At 71.3% G+C, this 17,907-nt stretch carries 17 protein-coding genes and 6 pseudogenes; 2 read left to right on the top strand and 21 right to left on the bottom strand.

Features of this window, described 5'->3' with window-relative positions; translation table 11 throughout:
* From ACXKR8_RS07760 to ACXKR8_RS07735, 6 genes are all read right to left on the bottom strand, one after another.
* Positions 1-486 (bottom strand): hypothetical protein, encoded by a 486-nt coding sequence (locus ACXKR8_RS07760; RefSeq protein WP_458272154.1) that lies wholly within the window; start codon positions 484-486, stop codon positions 1-3.
* 203 nt (positions 487-689) lie between these two features.
* Positions 690-1,049 (bottom strand): response regulator, encoded by a 360-nt coding sequence (locus ACXKR8_RS07755; protein WP_462100392.1) that lies wholly within the window; start codon positions 1,047-1,049, stop codon positions 690-692.
* Positions 1,050-1,270: 221 nt separating this feature from the next.
* Positions 1,271-2,044 carry a class F sortase gene (locus ACXKR8_RS07750; RefSeq protein ID WP_462100391.1) on the bottom strand — a complete coding sequence of 258 codons (774 nt, stop codon included), beginning with the start codon at positions 2,042-2,044 and terminating at the stop codon, positions 1,271-1,273.
* 176 nt (positions 2,045-2,220) lie between these two features.
* Positions 2,221-2,499, bottom strand: coding sequence for a hypothetical protein (locus ACXKR8_RS07745; RefSeq protein WP_462100390.1), 279 nt, complete (start codon positions 2,497-2,499; stop codon positions 2,221-2,223).
* Positions 2,432-4,348, bottom strand: coding sequence for a DUF4331 domain-containing protein (locus tag ACXKR8_RS07740; protein WP_462100389.1), 1,917 nt, complete (start codon positions 4,346-4,348; stop codon positions 2,432-2,434). Before ACXKR8_RS07740 ends, ACXKR8_RS07745 begins: the two co-directional genes overlap by 68 nt.
* An 81-nt stretch (positions 4,349-4,429) precedes the next feature.
* The gene (locus tag ACXKR8_RS07735; protein ID WP_458272149.1) at positions 4,430-4,720 is read right to left on the bottom strand and encodes a hypothetical protein; all 291 of its coding nucleotides are present in this window, start codon (positions 4,718-4,720) and stop codon (positions 4,430-4,432) included.
* Between the two features lie 461 nt (positions 4,721-5,181).
* Here ACXKR8_RS07735 and ACXKR8_RS07730 point away from each other — a divergent pair.
* Positions 5,182-5,461 (top strand): annotated as a pseudogene (locus tag ACXKR8_RS07730) (chaplin); the annotation flags it as partial.
* A gap of 324 nt (positions 5,462-5,785) precedes the next feature.
* Positions 5,786-6,058, top strand: coding sequence for a hypothetical protein (locus ACXKR8_RS07725; RefSeq protein WP_458272147.1), 273 nt, complete (start codon positions 5,786-5,788; stop codon positions 6,056-6,058).
* Between the two features lie 59 nt (positions 6,059-6,117).
* Here the strand turns inward: ACXKR8_RS07725 and ACXKR8_RS07720 are convergent, their stop codons facing one another.
* The 15 genes and pseudogenes from ACXKR8_RS07720 to ACXKR8_RS07650 all read right to left on the bottom strand — a co-directional run bounded on the left by ACXKR8_RS07720 (position 6,118) and on the right by ACXKR8_RS07650 (position 17,897).
* Positions 6,118-6,333 (bottom strand): acyl-CoA carboxylase subunit epsilon, encoded by a 216-nt coding sequence (locus ACXKR8_RS07720; protein WP_458272146.1) that lies wholly within the window; start codon positions 6,331-6,333, stop codon positions 6,118-6,120.
* A gap of 29 nt (positions 6,334-6,362) precedes the next feature.
* Positions 6,363-7,973, bottom strand: coding sequence for an acyl-CoA carboxylase subunit beta (locus ACXKR8_RS07715; RefSeq protein WP_458272145.1), 1,611 nt, complete (start codon positions 7,971-7,973; stop codon positions 6,363-6,365).
* Between the two features lie 34 nt (positions 7,974-8,007).
* A complete protein-coding gene (locus ACXKR8_RS07710; RefSeq protein ID WP_458272144.1) occupies positions 8,008-8,856 on the bottom strand; it encodes a 4'-phosphopantetheinyl transferase family protein in 849 nt (282 codons plus the stop codon).
* Positions 8,853-9,731, bottom strand: coding sequence for an alpha/beta hydrolase (locus tag ACXKR8_RS07705; RefSeq protein ID WP_458272143.1), 879 nt, complete (start codon positions 9,729-9,731; stop codon positions 8,853-8,855). Before ACXKR8_RS07705 ends, ACXKR8_RS07710 begins: the two co-directional genes overlap by 4 nt.
* Positions 9,728-11,209, bottom strand: coding sequence for an FAD-dependent monooxygenase (locus ACXKR8_RS07700; protein ID WP_458272142.1), 1,482 nt, complete (start codon positions 11,207-11,209; stop codon positions 9,728-9,730). The genes ACXKR8_RS07705 and ACXKR8_RS07700 overlap by 4 nt, the downstream gene beginning before the upstream one ends.
* A gap of 29 nt (positions 11,210-11,238) precedes the next feature.
* On the bottom strand, positions 11,239-11,445 hold the full coding sequence (locus tag ACXKR8_RS07695) for an aromatic-ring hydroxylase C-terminal domain-containing protein (protein ID WP_462100388.1): 207 nt from the start codon (positions 11,443-11,445) through the stop codon (positions 11,239-11,241).
* Positions 11,442-11,660, bottom strand: a complete 219-nt coding sequence (locus tag ACXKR8_RS07690) for an aromatic-ring hydroxylase C-terminal domain-containing protein (protein WP_462100387.1) — start codon at positions 11,658-11,660, stop codon at positions 11,442-11,444. The genes ACXKR8_RS07695 and ACXKR8_RS07690 overlap by 4 nt, the downstream gene beginning before the upstream one ends.
* Entirely contained in the window at positions 11,657-12,058 is a 402-nt protein-coding gene (locus ACXKR8_RS07685; RefSeq protein WP_462100665.1) for an FAD-dependent monooxygenase, read from the bottom strand. The genes ACXKR8_RS07690 and ACXKR8_RS07685 overlap by 4 nt, the downstream gene beginning before the upstream one ends.
* Before the next feature lie 218 nt (positions 12,059-12,276).
* Positions 12,277-12,807 (bottom strand): annotated as a pseudogene (locus ACXKR8_RS07680) (FAD-dependent monooxygenase); the annotation flags it as partial.
* A pseudogene (locus ACXKR8_RS07675) lies at positions 12,804-13,749 on the bottom strand (aromatase/cyclase). The pseudogenes ACXKR8_RS07680 and ACXKR8_RS07675, both read right to left, overlap by 4 nt.
* A gap of 46 nt (positions 13,750-13,795) precedes the next feature.
* Positions 13,796-14,592, bottom strand: a pseudogene (gene fabG, locus ACXKR8_RS07670) (3-oxoacyl-ACP reductase FabG).
* A gap of 82 nt (positions 14,593-14,674) precedes the next feature.
* Positions 14,675-14,951: pseudogene (locus ACXKR8_RS07665) on the bottom strand (acyl carrier protein).
* Positions 14,952-15,055: 104 nt separating this feature from the next.
* A pseudogene (locus ACXKR8_RS07660) lies at positions 15,056-16,303 on the bottom strand (ketosynthase chain-length factor).
* A complete protein-coding gene (locus ACXKR8_RS07655; RefSeq protein ID WP_458272136.1) occupies positions 16,300-17,571 on the bottom strand; it encodes a beta-ketoacyl-[acyl-carrier-protein] synthase family protein in 1,272 nt (423 codons plus the stop codon). The pseudogene ACXKR8_RS07660 and the gene ACXKR8_RS07655 overlap by 4 nt, the downstream one beginning before the upstream one ends.
* The gene (locus ACXKR8_RS07650; protein ID WP_458272135.1) at positions 17,568-17,897 is read right to left on the bottom strand and encodes a TcmI family type II polyketide cyclase; all 330 of its coding nucleotides are present in this window, start codon (positions 17,895-17,897) and stop codon (positions 17,568-17,570) included. The genes ACXKR8_RS07655 and ACXKR8_RS07650 overlap by 4 nt, the downstream gene beginning before the upstream one ends.
* Positions 17,898-17,907: the final 10 nt, after the last annotated feature.

Below are 17,907 nucleotides of genomic sequence, written 5' to 3'. Positions count from 1 at the left end.
CTACTGGCCCTGGCGGTGTTCGCGGGTCATGACCTCGCCGCGCTCGCCCAGGGTGGGGTCAGGTCGGCCGCTGTCGATGATGTGGTGCGCCACGACCGTGCGGGCCGCGTGCTGGACGGCGGCGAAGGCGTGGGTGCCGAAGCTGTCCAGCAGCTGTCGGCGCTCACCCTGACCGGGACCGGCGGCGGGTGCGCTCTCCAGGGCCGACAGCGGGTACTCGCACACGGTGCCCATCACCCCGGCCCCGTAGCCGTCCCCCAGGGCGACGTCCGCGATCTGGCCGTCGCTCAGCCGGGCAAAGCCGGCCCTGCTGTGGATCGCCGAGGCCAGCAGCACCACCACGTGCGGACGCTGGGCTCCCAGCACCCCGGCTGACTGCTCGTCGTGGTCCAGATGCCATGACACCAGTTGGTCGGCCGCGGTCAGGCACAGGCCCCAGGTCTGGCCGGTGGGTCTGTCCTCGGCCAGCAGTTCGATATTCTTCATACCCGTTGCGTACCCCGGGCCTGACAGAGCAGTCTCCCGTGCCGGGGTGCGGGCTTCAGGGCGCCGGGCTCAGGGCTGCGGCTCAGGGCTGCGGCTCGCGGGCTGCGGCTCGCGGGCTCAGAACTGGGCGGTGGAGGGCGGGGTGGCGGTGTCGAGGAAGAACGCGTCGATGGACTGCACGGCGTGGATGAAGTCGTCCAGGTTCACCGGCTTGGTGATGTAGGCGTTGCTGTGGTTGCGGTAGGCGCCGGAGACGTCGTCGGGGGCGTTGGAGGTGGACAGCACCACGATCGGATGACCTTCAGGGCCTCGTCGTTCTTCAGCACATTGAGCAGCTCGCGGCCGTTCATACGCGGCATGTTGAGGTCGAGCACGATCAGGTCCGGCAGCGCGATGGCCGGGTCGCGGAGTCGCTCCAGGGCGGCGACCCCGTCGTCGACCTGGTTGATGCTGCGCGCGGCCCCGCGCTGCAGCAGGGCCTCCTCGATCAGCATGGCGTCGGCCAGGTCGTCCTCGACCAGGAGGATGTCGTAGGGGCGGGGTGCGGCGAGGGCGGCCATCATGTCAGTGGCTCCGGTCCGGTGAGGGGGCGGGAGGAAACGCTCGGGGTCGGGCGGGAGCGGTGCGGTGCGGTGCGGTGCGGACGAGCGTGGCGCGTCCGTCCCAGCAGAGGGTATACGGCACCCGGGGCTGCGGTGCCTACTGCGGTGCGGTTGATCTGTATTGCCACTGAGCGCCGCAGAGTGCTATCCGACCGCTTTGGACCAGACGCTTGGCTGGTGGTTCATCGCCGGCGGGCCTTCGGCTTCTTGCCGATCTGCCTGGATCCGGTCAGATGGGCGTAGAGCACGACATTGCCCAGGTAGCCGGTGTCCTCGCTATAGCCGCCGCCGCAGGTGATCAGGCGCAGTTGGGGGTTCTTGGTGGGGCCGTAGACCTGGGTGGAGGGGAAGGCGTTCTTCTCGTAGACCTCAATGGCATCAACGGTGAACAGCGCGGCGGTGTGATCCTTTCGGTCGATCTCGACGGTGTTTCCCTTGTGGAGGGAACCGAGGTTGTAGAACACGGCCGGGCCTTGCTCGGTGTCGACATGGCCGTCCATGATCGCGTTCCCCGCGGCTCCAGGGGTGGTCCCACCGCGGAGCCAGCCGGCCAGGTTCTGGTTGGAGCCGTCGGGTGCCTGCGGCCTTCCGCTGCTGTCCAGGCCCAGCGGGGTGATGGGGGCGTTGACCTGGATGGCCGGGATCTTGATCCGCACCGGCGCCGAGGCGGCCAGCGCTTTCACGCCTCGTGGGTGGGGCGGAGTGGCATTGACGGGAGCGTTCGAGGCGATGGCCGCCGCGGGGCGGGCGAAGGCGTCGTTGGCCGAGGGCTGTGGCGGCTGCTGAGTCTGCGAGCCGTCGTAGATCAGCCACGTTCCGGAGCCGACCGCTGCCAGCAGGGCCAGGCCGAGCGCCCAGCTGCGCCTGCCGCCGGGACGCGCAGTCGCACGGGCCGTCCGTGGAGGCGTCCGCAGCCGCCTCCACCTCCACGGACGCACCAGCGCTCGCGTCAGCATCCGTGCCCGTTCCCGGGGCCTGGAAGGTAGCAGCTGGTTGCCGTTGTTCAGGCGGGAGAGCATGGGGGCGGGCCTTCCGTTGTCCGTGGTGCGAGCAGGTCGGCCCCGCCCGGTGTGTTGCCCGGGCGGGGCCGAATCACGTGGCGAGGTTCCGCAGGGAGGGCCTAGGGGAGGGCCTAGGAGGGCCAGCTGAGCTGGGTGACCTCTCCTCCGGTGACGGTGACGCGGGCGGCGGGGCCGCCGTCACCGTCCGGTCGCCAGAGCGTGTAGGTGCCGGCCGTCAGAGAAGGGAAGATGGCGGCGTACTTGACCGGTCCGGGTCCGCGTCGCTCCCGCACCGCCACATGCGTTCTGGTGGCGCCGTTGTCGACGGGGCTGAGTTCGAGTTCAGCGCCGTGGAGGCTGTCCGGCGTGTGGATGACCAGGGCGCCGACGTCTCCGCCGATGTCGACCATGACGCTGCCCTGGTGACTGGGGCCGTACACCTCCCCGCTCGCGTGACCGTGGTCGGCCACATGGGAGTGCGAGTGGGGGAGGGCGGGAGCGTGGTGCTCGTGGCTGCCGTGCTCGTGGCCGTGGCCGTGCTCGTGGCTGTGCTGGTGCGCCGGAGTCGCGGCCGTCGAGGTACTCACAGCACCGCGTTCGTCGTGGTGTCCCCGTCCGGGCCGGCCGGGCCGGTGGGTGCGCCGACCGTGACGGTGGGGCGTGCCGTCTTGCGCTTGAGCGCGGCGGCGCCGACCACCGCTGCGGCGGTGACCAGGGCGGCGCCACCGATGATCTTGGTGGTGTCCTGGCTGTGCTGGCTGCCGCCCAGACCGGTGTCCGGGCCACCGAAGGGGTCTCGTGCAGGTCGGGCGCGGGGGTGTTGTCGTTGGGGTTGAAGTAGCCGCCGTGCGGGGTGCCCAGGTACGGGAAGCAGCGCAGGTAGTGCACGGTGTTGCTGGCGCTGACGTCGGTGTTGCTGGAGGTCAGGCCCTGGGTGATGGCGCCGGCCGCCTTGTCCGGCGTGTAGGTCTTGTCGACCAGTGCGTAGGTGGCTCCGGCCAGGGCGCGCAGTTCGATGGTGGTCACGTCGTCGAACACGCGGCGGCCGTTGGGGAAGCCGGCCGCGTCCATGCCGATCAGTCCCAGGTTGCTGGGGTTGCGCATGGTCGGCGGGATGGCCATGTTCAGGCGCAGCATATCGGCCTGCACGGTGCCGGTGCTGTTCTGGAAGCCGGGGATGACGCCGGCCGGAATCCCGGTGAGCAGGATCGCCAGCAGGTCGGCGCGGGCCTTGCCGGAGGCGTTGAGGGCGGCCAGGTTCGGGAAAACGCCCGGGTACAGCACCGGCAGCAACTGGGCCAGTTCCGGCTTGGAGACATGGGCGGCGAACTGACTGTCGTTCACCGGGGCCTGCGCGTTGAAGAGGTCCTTCTTCGGGATCGGGATCAGGACCTCGTTGAACAGCGGGTTGCCCAGCCGGGAGACCTGCACGAAGGGGCCGGTGCTGACGATCGTGCCGTCGCTCTCGTACATCCGTGAGCGCTGGCGGCTGGCGGTCGCGTAGACCCCGATGACGGCGTGCGCCTCGGCCGGGTCGGTGGGGGTGTGTCCGTCGGCGGTCAGGTCGCACTTGGGGATCTGCAGGGCGATGGACTGGATGTTCTTCGCCTTGGGCCCGTTCACCCCGGGGGCGGCCGGCATGCTGGAGCCGATGTGCAGGTTCTGGAACGGGCGCAGGTCGCCCAGGTCGAAGATCGCGCCGATGTCGACGTAGAAGCCTTCGGCGCGCTGGCCGGTGAACACCCGGCACCCACCGGGCAGGGTGTGGATGGCCTGCTCGGCCAGCTTCGCGTAGTGCGGGGTCGACAGCGGCCCCACGTTGCACGGCGGGCACGGCAGGTCTGTGCCCAGGACCGTGCCGATGTTCCTGGCGCCGCCGTCCTTGCCGCCGCCGGCATGTCCGCCGTGCATCACTCGGGTGACGGTGGCGAACTGGCGGCGGTTCCAGTTCTTGCTGTGGATCGACTCGATGGTGCCCACGTTGTACAGGAACGTGTCCGGGATGGTGTTCTCGGTGCGGAACCGGAACTGGTAGGTGATGTCCGGTACGGCGTCGCCGTTGTTGTCGATGTGGATCTCATAGAGGACGTCGTCGCCGAACTCGTCGAAGTTCGGTCCTCCCGCCGGGTCCTCGAAGGGGCTGAAGTTCGCGATCAGGGTGACGGTGTCGGGCTTGTCGGGGCTGACGAAGGCGTAGACGTCGGTGTTGTCGGCCACCGGGTCGTTCGAGATCGCGGGTGCTTCCTTGTGCGAGGACACGCTGTCTTCTCTCAGGTCGGGACGGGACGGTGCGGGGGACGGGAAGGTGCGGGACGGCCCAGGAGGTCAGGTCAGGTCAGGTCAGGGCTTGGAGACGGCGATGCGGGAGAGCCTGGCGGCCAGCTCCCGGTCGTGGTGCAGGACCTCGCGCTCGCCGACCAGCACCGCGATCTCCCCGGTGTGGGCGTTCTTGACATAGGCCATCAGCGGCCCCTCGTGCTGCACGGCCCCGACGGCCGCGGCGCGGGGCGCGGCGCTGCGGGCGGCTGCGGCGTGGGCGACCGTGGCCGGGACCAGGACGGTGGCGCCGACTGCGGCGGTGCCCAGGGAGACATGCTGCAGAAAGGTGCGACGTGAGGACTGCTCGGACATGGGTGAACCTCATCAGTTCGACGGGGTGCCGCCGCCGGGGCAGCGGCCGCACACAGCCGGACGCGGCACACGACCACACCCGGCCTCTCGGTGGGCGCACGTCACAATGTGCTACCACTCATGTTCGAACCGTAAGCACTCTGTGGTCCGGCCGCCCGTCGTACTCCGCCAACCGGTGACGGACCCTCATGTGTCGGCCTCGACCGGGACCTGACGGTGCGACGGGCGGCGGCGGTGCCACGTGGCGGCTGGGTCGTTCGTGTGGCCGATTGCGGGCACCTGAAGGGGTGATAGTTCATCACATATGTTGGTTTGAGCAATCCATGGCGGCGGGCGGGCCCGAAGGGCGAGTGGTGGCTGCGAGAGCGTGCGGTCGGGGCCACCGGTGCGACCGCCATCGGTTCGAGGGTGGTGGCGGGCAGTGGTTCCGCGCGTGTCCGCTGATCATGAAGGAGATTTCCATGCGTCTGTTCCACAAGGCCGCTCTGCTCACCGGCGCTCTGGGTGCCGTCCTGCTGGGCGGGGCCGGGGTGGCTTCCGCCGATGCCAGTGCGGCGGGGGCGGCCTACGGCTCGCCCGGCGTTGCTGTCCGGGAACCTGGTCCAGGTCCCGGTGGATGTGCCGGTGAACGCCTGCGGCAACTCGGTGAACGTGATCGGGCTGCTCAACCCGGCCTTCGGCAACAGCTGCGGCAACGGCGGCAGTGGTGAGAGCGGTGGCGGCGCGGGTGGCGGGTCCCACCAGGGCGGGGGCCAGGGGCACGGCGGCTGGACCGGCTCCGGCTGGACCGGCTCCGGCTGGACCGGCTCCGGCTGGGGCGGCCAGACGGGCACCCACCAGGGCGGGTCCTGGAACGAGGGCGGCTGCGACTGCCCCGGTGACTGACCGACGGTGAAGCCGTGGCACCACCGGCCCGGGGCTCCTCCATGCGCGGAGCGGGTCCCGGGCCGGTGGTGCACATTCCAGACAGGGTTCAGCCCATTCTCATGGCCTCCACATGCGCCTGTTCCAGAGTTGCCCTCACAAGTCCCGTCAGGGGGCGCCGCACAAGGCATGGAGGCAGCCATGAACACCAAGGTCACGGCTCACACAAGCACCGTCGCATGGTCGCTGGGGGGCGAGCGGCGTACCGCACCGCTGGTGGTGGTCCAGCGTGACAGCGCCGCCCGGCCGCAGCCCACCGATCTGCCGACGTTCCTGCCGGAGCCGGAGCCCGCGCTGGAGGCTGTCGCCCCCCAGGCTGCCAGTTCCGGCTGGTCGCAGCGCCGGATTCCCCGCCGGGCCGGCGAGCGCGCGTCCGCAGCGGTCACCGCCGGCCCGTCCCGCCAGGCGGCCTGAGCCCTCCTCGACGGCTCCTCCCACTCAGAGCCCAGATCCTTCCGCTCAGAGCGGCCCGCTCAGATCGGTCCGGTCCGCCAGGTTCGCGGGCCGTGGTATCCGGCGGTTTGCTCCGGTCCGCGCCAGGTCGCGACCCGGCGTCCGTGACGGGTGCTGGCCGACGACTCCGGGGGCTGCGCCGTGGCGCGCTGGTGGAGCACGGCGGCGAGCGCGGCCAACTCCTCCGGGTCCAGGGTGCCCCGCCGCAGCACCATGGCGTCCGACCGTTGTTCCATCAGGTTCTGACTCATTGTCAACTCATCTCTCACTGAGGGGGGTTGCCGTGCTTGCGACTCTGTATCTCGCTTGACTTGCTGGCGAGCATGGTGATCGCCTTGATCAACACCGTGCGGGTCTCGCGAGGGTCGATGACATCGTCGACCAGCCCCCGCTCGGCGGCGTAGTAGGGGTGGACCAGCTCGGTCCGGTACTCCTCGATCTTCTGCTGCCGCATCGCCGCCGGATCCTCGGCGGCCGCTATCTCGCGGCGGAAGACCACGTTGGCCGCACCCTCGGCGCCCATCACCGCGATCTCGTTGCTGGGCCACGCCAGGGCGATGTCCGCTCCGATCGAGCGGGAGTCCATCACGATGTACGCCCCGCCGTAGGCCTTCCTCAGCACCACGGAGATGCGCGGCACGGTGGCGTTGCAGTACGCGTACAGCAGCTTGGCGCCGCGCCGGATGATGCCCTCGTGCTCCTGGTCGACCCCCGGCAGAAAGCCCGGCACATCGACCAGCGTCACCAGGGGGATGTTGAAGGAGTCGCAGAACTGGACGAACCGTGCGGCCTTCTCGCTGGCCTTGATGTCCAGCACCCCGGCCATGGCGGCCGGCTGGTTGGCGACGATGCCCACCACATGGCCGTCCAGCCGGGCCAGCGCGCAGATGATGTTGGTGGCCCAGGCCGCGTGCACCTCCATCAGATCACCGTCGTCGACGATCTCCTCGATCACCTTGCGCATGTCGTAGGAGCGGTTGCCGTCGTCCGGGACCAGGTCGAGCAGCAGGTCCCCGCGCCGGTCGGGCCGGTCCGCGCTGACCACCGACGGCGGCAGCTCCCGGTTGTTGGCCGGCAGCAGGGAGAGCAGATAGCGCACCTCGGCCAGGCACGACTCCTCGTCGTCGTAGGCGAAGTGGGCCACCCCGGAGACACCGGCGTGGACGTCCGCGCCGCCCAGTTCGTTCTGGGTGACCTTCTCACCGGTCACGGCCTGGACGACGTCCGGTCCGGTGATGAACATCTGCGAGATGTCGCGGACCGCGAAGACGAAGTCCGTCAGCGCGGGGGAGTACGCCGCCCCGCCCGCGCACGGGCCCAGCATCACCGAGATCTGCGGGATCACTCCCGACGCCCGGGTGTTGCGCTGGAAGATGCCCCCGTAGCCCGCGAGCGCGGAGACACCCTCCTGGATCCGGGCGCCGGCGCCGTCGTTGAGCGAGACCAGCGGAGCACCGGCGCTGAGGGCCAGGTCCATGATCTTGTGGATCTTCTGGGCGTGCGCCTCCCCGAGCGCTCCGCCGAAGATCCGGAAGTCATGGGCGTAGACGAAGACCGTCCGCCCCTCGACCGTGCCCCAGCCGGTGATCACGCCGTCGGTGTGGGGGCGCTTGGCCTCCAGGCCGAAGCCGGTGGCACGGTGCCGCCGCAGCGACTCGATCTCGGTGAAGCTGCCCCGGTCCAGCAGGATCTCAATGCGCTCGCGTGCGGTGAGTTTGCCCTTGGCGTGCTGGTTCTCGGTCGCCTTGGGGTCCGGTCCGGCCAGCACCAGTTCCCTCAGCACGGCCAGTTCGTCGAGCCGGGTGGCCTCCGCCGCCCGTGTTGCCTCCACCGCCCGTGTTGCCTCCGCGGCCTCTGCGGCCTCCGTGGTCAGCATGATGTGTCCAGCTTTCTGTCGATTGTGATCCCGATCAGTCGATCGGCTGCTTCCCCGTCGCCCTGAGCACCGTGCGCACCACTGGCTTCGCCGCCGCCAGCTGCTCCGTCGCGTCGGCGACGGACAGCAGGTCGAGGGGCAGGCCGTGGATGTGGGCCGCGTGGTCCCGGTCGGTCGGCACGGCCGCCGCCGCCACATGGCTGGGGCAGACGGGCAGATTGCGCACGGTCCACCCGCCCGGCCGTTCGGACGCCTCGTGCTCGCCCAGATAGTCGGTGTTCGCGCCGTGGGTGAGGCCGGTGCCGATTCCCTTCAGATAGGCCTCCTTCCTGGTCCAGATCCGGCCGAAGGCAAGACTGCGCTCCTCGGCTGTCGTCTCCGCCAACTCCCGGCGCTCCGCGGGATGCAGGGAGGGCATGCACAGGTCGGCGGTCTCCGCGGAGGGCCGTCCCTGGACGTCGATGCCCACCGGCAGCGGCGCGACCGCGATCAGCACCAGGCCCCGGCTGTGCGAGAGCGAGAAGTGCGGGCCGCCCGGGCCGTTCAGCAGGACTGGACGGCCGTGCGGGCCCCCGCATCCCGGGCAGGTGTCGCGGCCCAGCCGCAGCTGCGCCGGAGCGATTCCGGTGTAGGCGGAGAGCAGCCGCCTGAGCGCGATGTGCGCGGTGAGGTACTGCAGCCGGTCGCGCTCCCGCAGGAACCCGGCGGCCCGCTGCAGTTCGTCCGCACCGAGCTCGGCGTCCACCAGGGCGCGCTGCCCGGCCTCCGAATCCGGGGGACCCAGGAACCCCGGGGGGCCGAGGAACCAGAGATCCAGCTCCTCCTCCCCCAGCGACAGCGGGGCGGTGGTCCTGCTCGGACGCCGCTGCCTGGCGTCCTTCATGCGCCGGCCTGCAGCAGGCAGTCCTCCAGGAAGCCCAGCGCCCGCAGATGGTAGGGCCGGGCGGCCCAGCCCAGGCTGATGTTGTGCCCGGCACCCTGCTGACGTTCCACCAGCAACCTTGGTGCGGAGGGCATTTGGGTGCGGAGGTCAGCCAGGGTGTCCTCGTCGTGGTGCCACCAGTGCTCGTGTTCGGCGAAGGTGAACCGCACCGGGACCCGGATGCAGGAGGCCAGATCGCCGAAGGACTGCTGCCAGCGCTCGGCCTCGCGCCGTTCGCGGGCGGGCAGCGGGGAGATCACCGAGGCGCTGGACTGGAAGGTGTTCGGCGGGTAGAGCCGCAGCGCCCCCCAGTTCCGCCGCAGGCTTCCGTCCCCGTGCGGGTCCTGGATCTCCTCCGGGCCCACCGCGTAGCGGTGGCCGCAGCCCGAGATGTCCAGGCCCAGCAGTTCCGAGGGGTCGTCGGTGGCGGCGGCGCTGGTCAGCGCCAGTTTGCCGCCGAAGGAGTGGGCCAGCAGAAACAGCCCGGCCCCGGTCTCGTAGCGGGAGCCGAAGTCCTTGAGGGCGGAGCGCAGGGTGCACGCCTGGTCGCCGAGGTTCTGCCCGTACGGCAGCCCGGCGGCGGAGCGGCCGTAGCCGGGGCGGTCCACGGCGAGCACGGTGAAGCCCAGGGCGGCGCCGAGGGTCAGCAGCGACTGATCGGGGTGCGCCTGTCCGTCGAAGTACCCCGCGCTCATCCCCGAACCGTGCAGGGCGACCACGGTCGCCCGCGGCGGGGTCTGCTCCGGTACGGCGAGCAGGGCGGACAGGGTGGTCCCGGCGGCGTGCAGGGAGATCTCCCGCACCCCCGGCGACACGGTCCTGGTCAGTGTCGTCATCGCGGCACCGGGGTGCCGAACCAGCGGCGCAGCGCGGCCGCCAGCCCGTCGGCGGGATCGACGGACGCGTCGCCGACCCAGGCGACGTACCCGTCCGGGCGGACCAGGACGGCGGTGGCGCCGGCGAAGGCGTCCTCGGCCGTCGGCACGGCGGTGGTGACCAGCACGCGGTCCTTCCAGCCCTCCGCCACCGCGCGGACCCCGGCGTCGTCGGCGAGGTCGAGCAGCACGCCCTGGGCGGGCCGCAGCAGTTGCGTCGTCGTCCCGGACCAACCTGACATACCGTCACGCAGCTTCCGGGGCGGCAGGCGTCGGCCCAACAGAGGGTGGTTTCCCTGGCCGAGGTCGTAGCGGATGTCGAGGCCGCTGACGACCCCGGCCAGGTGCCGTTTGACCCCGTCGTCGACCATCAGCTCGGTGAACAGCTCACGCAGCGGGTCGGCCTCGGGGCCGCCCAGGAACACCAGGCCCTGTGCCCGGGTGTTCATCAGCAGCCGGGCCCCGACCGCGTGCCGCTCGCTGTGGTAACTGTCCAGCAGTCCCTGGCCTGCCTGGCCCCGCACCACCGCCGCGAGCTTCCAGCCCAGGTTGGCCGCGTCCTGGACGCCGGTGCTCAGCCCCTGGCCCCCGGCCGGCAGGTGGATGTGCGCGGCGTCCCCGGCCAGCAGCACCCGGCCGCGCCGGTACTCGGAAGCCTGGCGGGTGGCGTCGGTGAAGGAGCTGACCCAGTCCGCGCTGCCGCCGTGGATCGACTCCCCGGTGATGCGCTGCCAGGCGTCGGCCACCTCGGTGAAGGTCGTGGTCTGCAGCCGGTCGTCGGCCGGGGTGCCGTGCTCGCAGACGATGATGCGGTCCACGCCCTCGCCCAGCGGAGCGGCCATCACCATGCCGCCGGGCAGGCGCTCGCCGAGGAACCGGGGCCGCAGGTCGCAGCCGACCACATCGGCCAGGTACATGCCCCGGGTGGCCGGGGTGCCGGGGAACTCGAAGCCGCCCGCCCGTCGCACCGTGCTCTGGCCGCCGTCGCAGCCGACCAGGTAGCCGGCCCGCAGCCGTTGGACGCCGGTGGGGGTGGCCGCGGTGACCTCCACCCCCTCGCCGTCGTCGGTCAGCTCCAGCAGCTCCCAGCCCCGGCGCAGCTCGGCACCCAGGGAGAGGGCCCACTGCTCCAGCACCGCCTCGGTCTGCGACTGCGGGATGCCGCGGGCGCCGAAGTGCCCGTCCTCCAGCACGGTGTAGTCGAACTGCACGCCGCCGAAGTGGCCCAGCGGGCTGGTCTGCAGCGGACCGAACCGGGGCAGTAGCCCGCGCTGGTCGAAGACCTCCATGGCGCGGGCGGTGAAGCCCAGGCCGCGGGACTGGCCGGTGGGCTCCGCGAGACGCTCGACCACCGTGACGCGTGCGCCGCCGAGGCGCAGTTCACCGGCGAGCATCATCCCGGTCGGGCCTGCGCCGATGATGACAACATCCGTGTCCACAGCTCTCCCCTCCTCCATACCGTCCTCCGTCAGGTGTCGGCCGGCCCAGACGGGCCGGGTGTGGTCGATGGGCCCGGGTCGGCGCTAGAGGCCGGCCTCGGCGGGCCGAACCAGCGCCGCAGCGCGGTCCGCGCGCCGAGCGGATCGGCTCCGGTCCAGACGACGTGTCCGTCCGGCCGCACCAGGACGGCGGTGGTGAGGTGCGGCCGGCCGGCCGGGTCGGTGCGTCCGGTCACCACGTCGACGCGGTCGGCCCACAGCCCGGCGGTCCAGCGCAGCGACCTGTTCCCCTCGGGGCGAGGTCCAGCAGCAGTCCGCGGCCGGTGCGCAGCAGTGCGGTGCTGGTGAACACCCCCTGCGGGGTGGTCAGCTCGAGCTCGGGCAGGCGGGCCCCCAGCAGCGGATCCGAGCCCTCGCCGACCGGGTACCCGAGGTCCAGGCCGCTGATCATTCCGGCGAGGCGGGCCCGGGTCGGTTCGGCGGCGATGAGCTCAGCGAGCAGGCGCGCACCGGTTCCACCTCCGTGCCGCCGAGCAGCAGCAGCGCCTGCGCCCGGATGTTGGCCAGGACCTGGCCGCCGACCGCGTGCCGCTCGTCGTGGTAGCTGTCCAGCAGGCCCTCCGGCGGTCTGCTGCCGACCTGCAGCGCCAGCTTCCAGCCGAGGTTGACCGCGTCCTGCAGGCCCAGGTTGAGGGCCTGGCCGCCGATGGGCATCTGCTGGTGGGCGGCGTCGCCGGCGAACAGCACCCGGCCGTGCCGGTACTGGGTGAGCTGCCGGTTCGCGTCGCCGAAGGAGTTGACCCAGAGCGGGTGCCGCCGCTGATGTCCTCCCCGGTGACCCGCTTCCACACCTCGACCATCTCGTCGAACTCAGGTGCGCCGGTCCGGGGCAGGAGCGGACGCCCGAACTCGTGCGCCATCACCCGGGTGACCCCCTCGCCGTTCCGCGCGGCGATGGCCAGCCCCGGCTCCAGCCGCTCGAAACGGCGGTTCGGGATGTCGATGCCGGCCACGTCGGCGCGCAGCATCTCCCGGCCGGCCGAATGGCCGCGGAAGGGCACCCCGGTCAGCCTGCGCACGGTGCTGTCCTCGCCGTCGCAGCCGACGAGGTACCGCGACCGAAGCGTGCTGACCCCTTCGGGGGTGCGGACGGTGGCGGTGACCTGGTCGCCCAGGTCGGCGAGTTCCAGCAGCTCGCAGCCGCGGCGCAGCTCCGCGCCCAGGGCCAGGGCGTGCTCCTGCAGCAGTTCCTCGGTCCTGGTCTGCGGGACCTTCCACTGGCCCGGGTACCGGCTGGGCCCGGTGAGGTCGAGCGGGATCCCGCCGAAGTGCCCGCGCGGCTCGTTGGGCGGGGTGCCGAGAGCCGCCAGCAGACCGCGGCTGTCCAGGATCTCCATGGTGCGGGCGTGCAGGGTGGAGGCCCTGGACTCGGTGGTGGCGGTGAGCCGCTGCTCCAGCACGATCACCTCGGCCCCGCCGAGCCGCAGCTCCGCGGCGAGCAGCAGCCCGACCGGACCGGCGCCCACCACCAGGACCTGGGTGTCCGTCCCGGCCCCGGCCCCGGCGCTGGCCCCGGCCGAGGCGCTGGTCCTGGTCATCCCGGGTTCTCGGCGTAGGCCTTGGCGTGCTCCAGGGTGGCCCGGCTGTTGGTGCTGAGCGCGGTGTGCACATACTCCCTGGCGTCGGCGACGGTGGCGTCAGGACCGAGCACGGCGGCGATGTTCTCCCGGTTGAGCACGATGGTGTGCTGCGAGGAGGCGGCCACGCCGCGGTCGTTCTCGGCGAAGGTCCAGTAGCCGGTGTGCAGGGTCATCAGGGCCGGCAGGGTGACCTGCTTGTAGGCGATCCGGTGGTGCGGGAAGGTCACCCGGTACGACTTGGTGGTGTGGGTGGAGCCGTCCTTGGCGCGGGTGTCCATCTCCAGCGTCTGCAGCCCCGGGGTGTCCTCCGCCAACCGGACGGTGGCCACGTGCGGCAGCCGCTCGGACCAGAGCTGCGCGTCATTGACGAAGGCGTAGGCGTCCTTGGCCGAGCCGTCGATCTGCACGGTGTCCTCGAAGGAGAAGGTCATCTCCTCGGCGGCGTGGATTGAGCTCGACATTGGCCTTGAGGGCCCCGAGCTCGGCGCGGGAGTTGCGGTCGACGGCCTGCTCGATCCAGTCCAGGCCCTCCGCGGAGTCGTCCACGGCCCGGTACTGGTGCAGCAGGCGCACCCGGGACTCCATCGGGGACACCGCCTCGATCTGCCAGGTTCCGCTCATCGAGGCGACCGGGGGAGTGGACACCTCCTGCCGGAAGTTGATCCGCAGCTGCTCGGCGTCGAGGGTCCGGCGCGAGGTCCAGTTCTTGGCCTCGCCGTTGGCGGTGGCCCAGATCCTTATCCGCTCCTCGTGCTCGCCCTTCTCGACGTAGTCCACATAGATGGTCGGCGGAAAGATCCGCGGCCAGTTCTCCACCTCGGCGATCAGGCGGTAGAGGGCTGTCGCCGGTGCGCTGACGGTGATCTCGTGCTCGACCTCGCGCAGGTCAAACGATGGCATGGCGGTACTCCTCAGGTCGGGGTGCGCACGTCCGGGTTCCGGGTGGTCAGAAGTTGCCGAGGCCGCCGCAGACGTTCACGGCCTGCGAGGTGACGGACGCGGCCACGTCCGAGGTCAGGTAGCCGACCATGCCGGCGACCTCCTCGGCGGTGGAGTAGCGGCCGAGCGGGATCTTCGCCTGGAACTTCTCCAGGATCGCCTCCTCGGTGGTGGCGAAGGCCGAGGCGTAGCCCTGCCGCACCCGCTGCGCCATCGGGGTCTCCACATAGCCGGGGCAGACCGCGTTGACGGTGATCCCGGTCGGGGCCAGCTCATTGCCGAGGGCCTTGGTGAACCCGACCACGCCGTGCTTGGAGGCGGAGTAGGGGCGCCCAGGACCACGCCCTGCTTGCCGGCCGTGGAGGCGATGTTGACGATGCGCCCCCAGCTCCGGCCGCGCATACCACCGGTGTTGAGCACCTCGCGGGTCATCCGGAAGACGCTGTTGAGGTTGGTGTCGACCACGTCCTCCCACAGCTCGTCGGTGATGTCGGCGGTGACCCCGCCGCCGCTCCGGCCGGCGTTGTTGACCAGGACGTCGACCGGGCCGAAGCGGTCCACCGCGGCCTGGACGAAGTCGTGGACGGCCTCGACCGAGCGCACGTCGACGACACCGCCGTCGACGGTCAGGCCCTCCTGCTGCAACTCCTTGACGGTGGTGGCCACGTTCTCGGCGTTGCGGGCGCCGATGAAGACCTGGTGGCCCTGTCCGGCCAGCAGCCGGGCGACGGCCAGGCCGATCCCGCTGGTGGCGCCGGTGACGACGGCGACCCGCTGCTGCTGCTTCTGCTGTTGCTGGGGCATGTTCACTCTCTTCTCCAAGTGGGTTGGGAGGGCGGGGCGGCCGGGCGCCGGGCGGTGGTTGCCGCCCGGCGCCCGTGCCGGGTCAGGCCGCGGCGCTGGTGGCCCCGTCGAGGCCGGCGTTGACCACCTCGATCAGGGTCCGCGGGGTGCCGGTCTCGCTCAGCGCGGAGTCGTCCAGCGCGATGTGGAACTCGCGCTCGATCCGGCTTCCCGTCTCCAGCAGGGCGAGCGACTTCGTAGCCGAGCTCCTCGAAGCCGGTGTCGAGGATGTCGCCGTCCAGGTCGATGCCCTCCTCGGCGCCCGAGCCTTCGAGCAGGATGCGCTTGAGATCGTCCAGGGTGAACTGCTGAGTGGCCACGAGGGACCCTTCCTCTCCATGGGTACGAACGGTGTCCCGGCCGCTGCCGGGCCGTGCGGGGGGTGGTGCGGGGTTCGTGCGGGCGTCGTGCGGCTGGTGGGCGGCTACCGGGCGACCTTGCGGACGACCACGGCCGAGTTGAATCCGCCCTGGCCCCGGGCCAGCACCAGGGCGCTGCCCAGGTCGGCCGGGCGCGACTCGGAGACGACCAGGTCCAGCTGGTACTCGGCGGCCGGCTCGATGTTCACGGTCGGCGGGATCAGTCCCTCGTCCATGGCCAGGAAGGCGGCGGCCAGGTCCAGCGGCGCCGCGCCCGAGTAGAGGCGTCCGGTCATGGTCTTGGGCGCGGTGACCGGCACCCCGCGGGCGCCGAAGACCTCGGTGATCGCCTGCGCCTCGATCCGGTCGAGCTCGGGCACGGCCGCCGCGTCGGCGAAACACCACGTCCACCTCGCCCGGTTGCATGCCGGCGTCGGCCAGGGCGATCTCCATCGCCTTCCGCAGCCCGGACCCGCGTCCGCTGCCGGGCCGGGGATCGATGGTCGCCCCGTAGCCGGCGATCTCGCCGTAGATCCGCGCGCCGCGCTCGTGCGCCGCCTCGGCCGACTCCATCACCAGCAGGGCGCCGCCCTCTCCGGGGACGTGGCCGCGGGCCTCGCTGTCGAAGGGCAGATAGGCCCGTGACGGCTGCTCGCTGGTGCTGAGTCGGTCGGCGGACAGCTGCGCCACCCAGCCCCAGGGCAGATCGAGGCGTCCACGGCGCCGGTGACCATCAGCTTGGTGCCCTTGCGGATCTGCCGCCGGGCCTGGGCCACCGCGTCGAGTCCGCCGGCCTGGTCGCTGACGACCACGCCGCTGGGCCCGCGCAGGCTGTTCCGGATCGAGATCTGACCGCTGTTCACCGCGTAGAACCAGGCGAAAGGACTGATAGGCGCTCACATACTGGCTGCCCCGGCTCCACAGGTTCTCTAGCTCGGCCTGGCCGAACTCGAAGCCGCCGGAGGAGCTCGCGGTGACCACGCCCATGTCGAACGCGGGCAGCTCGGCCGGGCGCACGTCGGCGTCGGCGAGGGCCCAGTCGGCGGCGACCAGGGCGAGCCTGGTCATCCGGTCGGTCTGCGGGAGCAGCCGGTTCGGCAGATGGTCCTTGGCCTCGAACCCGGTGATCTCCCCGGCCAGCCGGGCCGGGTACTGGGCCGGGTCGAACCGGGTGACCCGGCCGATGCCGCTCCGGCCGCTCTTGGTGGCCTCCAGAAGTCCTGCTTGCCGAGGCCGTTGGGCGAGGCGACGCCCAGGCCGGTCACCACCACCGAGGTGGTCCTTGCTGAGGTGGATATCGCTGAGGTGGTCATGCCGCGCTCCTCTCGGGACGGGCCAGCACCATGGCGCTCTGGAATCCGCCGAATCCGCTGCCGACGGTGAGCACCGCGTCGGTGCGGTGGTCCCGGGCCACCAGTGGCACGTAGTCGAGGTCGCAGTCGGGGTCCGGGGTGTGCAGGTTCGCCGTCGGCGGCACCACCTGGTGCTCCATCGCCAGCGCGGAGGCGGCGATCTCGATGGCGCCGATGGCCCCGAGCGAGTGGCCGACCATGGACTTGATGGAGCTCACCGGGATCCGGTAGGCGTGGTCGCCCAGGCTCACCTTGAACGCCTGGGTCTCGTGCCGGTCGTTCTGCTTGGTGCCGGAGCCGTGGGCGTTGATGTAGTCGATGGCCTCGCCGTTCATCCGCGCCTCGTCCAGCGCGACCCGGATCGCCTCGGCCATCTCCAGGCCGTCCTTGCGCAGTCCGGTCATGTGGTAGGCGTTGCTGCGGGTGGCGTAGCCGGCGATCTCCGCGTAGATGTGGGCGCCGCGCCGCTTGGCGCTCTCCAGTTCCTCCAGCACGAACACGGCCGCACCCTCGCCGAGCACGAACCCGTTGCGGGTCGCGTCGAACGGACGCGAGGCGTGTTCGGGGTCGTCGTCGCGGGGGGTCGTGGCCTTGATGGCGTCGAAGCAGGCCATGGTGATCGGGGAGATCGGCGCGTCCGAGGAACCGGCGATCACGACGTCGGCCGAGCCCTCACGGATCAGTTCCACGGCGTAGCCCACCGAGTCGATCCCGGAGGTGCAGCCGGTGGACACCACGGTACTGGGCCCCTCGGCGCCCACGGCCCAGGCGACCTCGGTCGCGAAGGAGCTGGGGACCAGGTAGTTGTACAGGTGGGGGACCGCGTACGCGTGGTCGACCAGGTGCAGCCGGCCGCCGTTGCTGACGATCCGGTACTCCTGGTCGAGCCCCATGGTGGCGCCCACGGCGCTGCCGATGGTGACGCCGATCCGGTAGGGGTCGAACGCCTCCAGGTCGATGCCGCTGTCGGACACCGCGCCCCGGGCCGCGACCACGGCGAACTGCGCCGCCCGGTCCATCCGCCGGACCTCCTGGGGCGTCAGCCCGTGCTCCTCGGGGTCGAAGTCGACCTCCGCCGCCACCCGGGAGCGGAACGGCGAGGGGTCGAAGAAGCTGATCCGCCGGGTCGCGGTGCGGCCCGAACTGAGCAGGTCCCAGAAGGCTTTGACGCCCACCCCGCCCGGGGCCAGCACCTCGATGCCGGTGATCACCACACGACGGCCGGTCATGCGGACGCCTCCCAGTCGTAGAAACGGGTGGCCATCGCGTCGGCCGGCGAGCGCCAGGTCTCGGGGTCGTAGGCATCGATGAACGGCTTGAGGTCGCTGCTGATCCGCTGGAAGCGCGGGTCGTTCTTGGCGGCCTCGATCAGTTCGCCGCCGTTGTCCGTGTCGAAGTCCTGCAGGTGGAAGTAGAGGCCCTGGTAGGAGAACAGCTGACGCCGCCGGGTGCCCATCAGATGCGGCATCTCGGTGGAGTCGAACTCCCCGAACAGGGCGGCGACGTCGGTGCCGGAGGCGAGGTCCATCCGGGCCACGATCAGAGTGCTGTGCATGCGTTCTCTC

The organism is Streptacidiphilus sp. PAMC 29251, from assembly GCF_054208735.2.
Note: the sequence above shows the minus strand (reverse complement) of the source record. Positions and strands in the feature narration are given on the sequence as shown.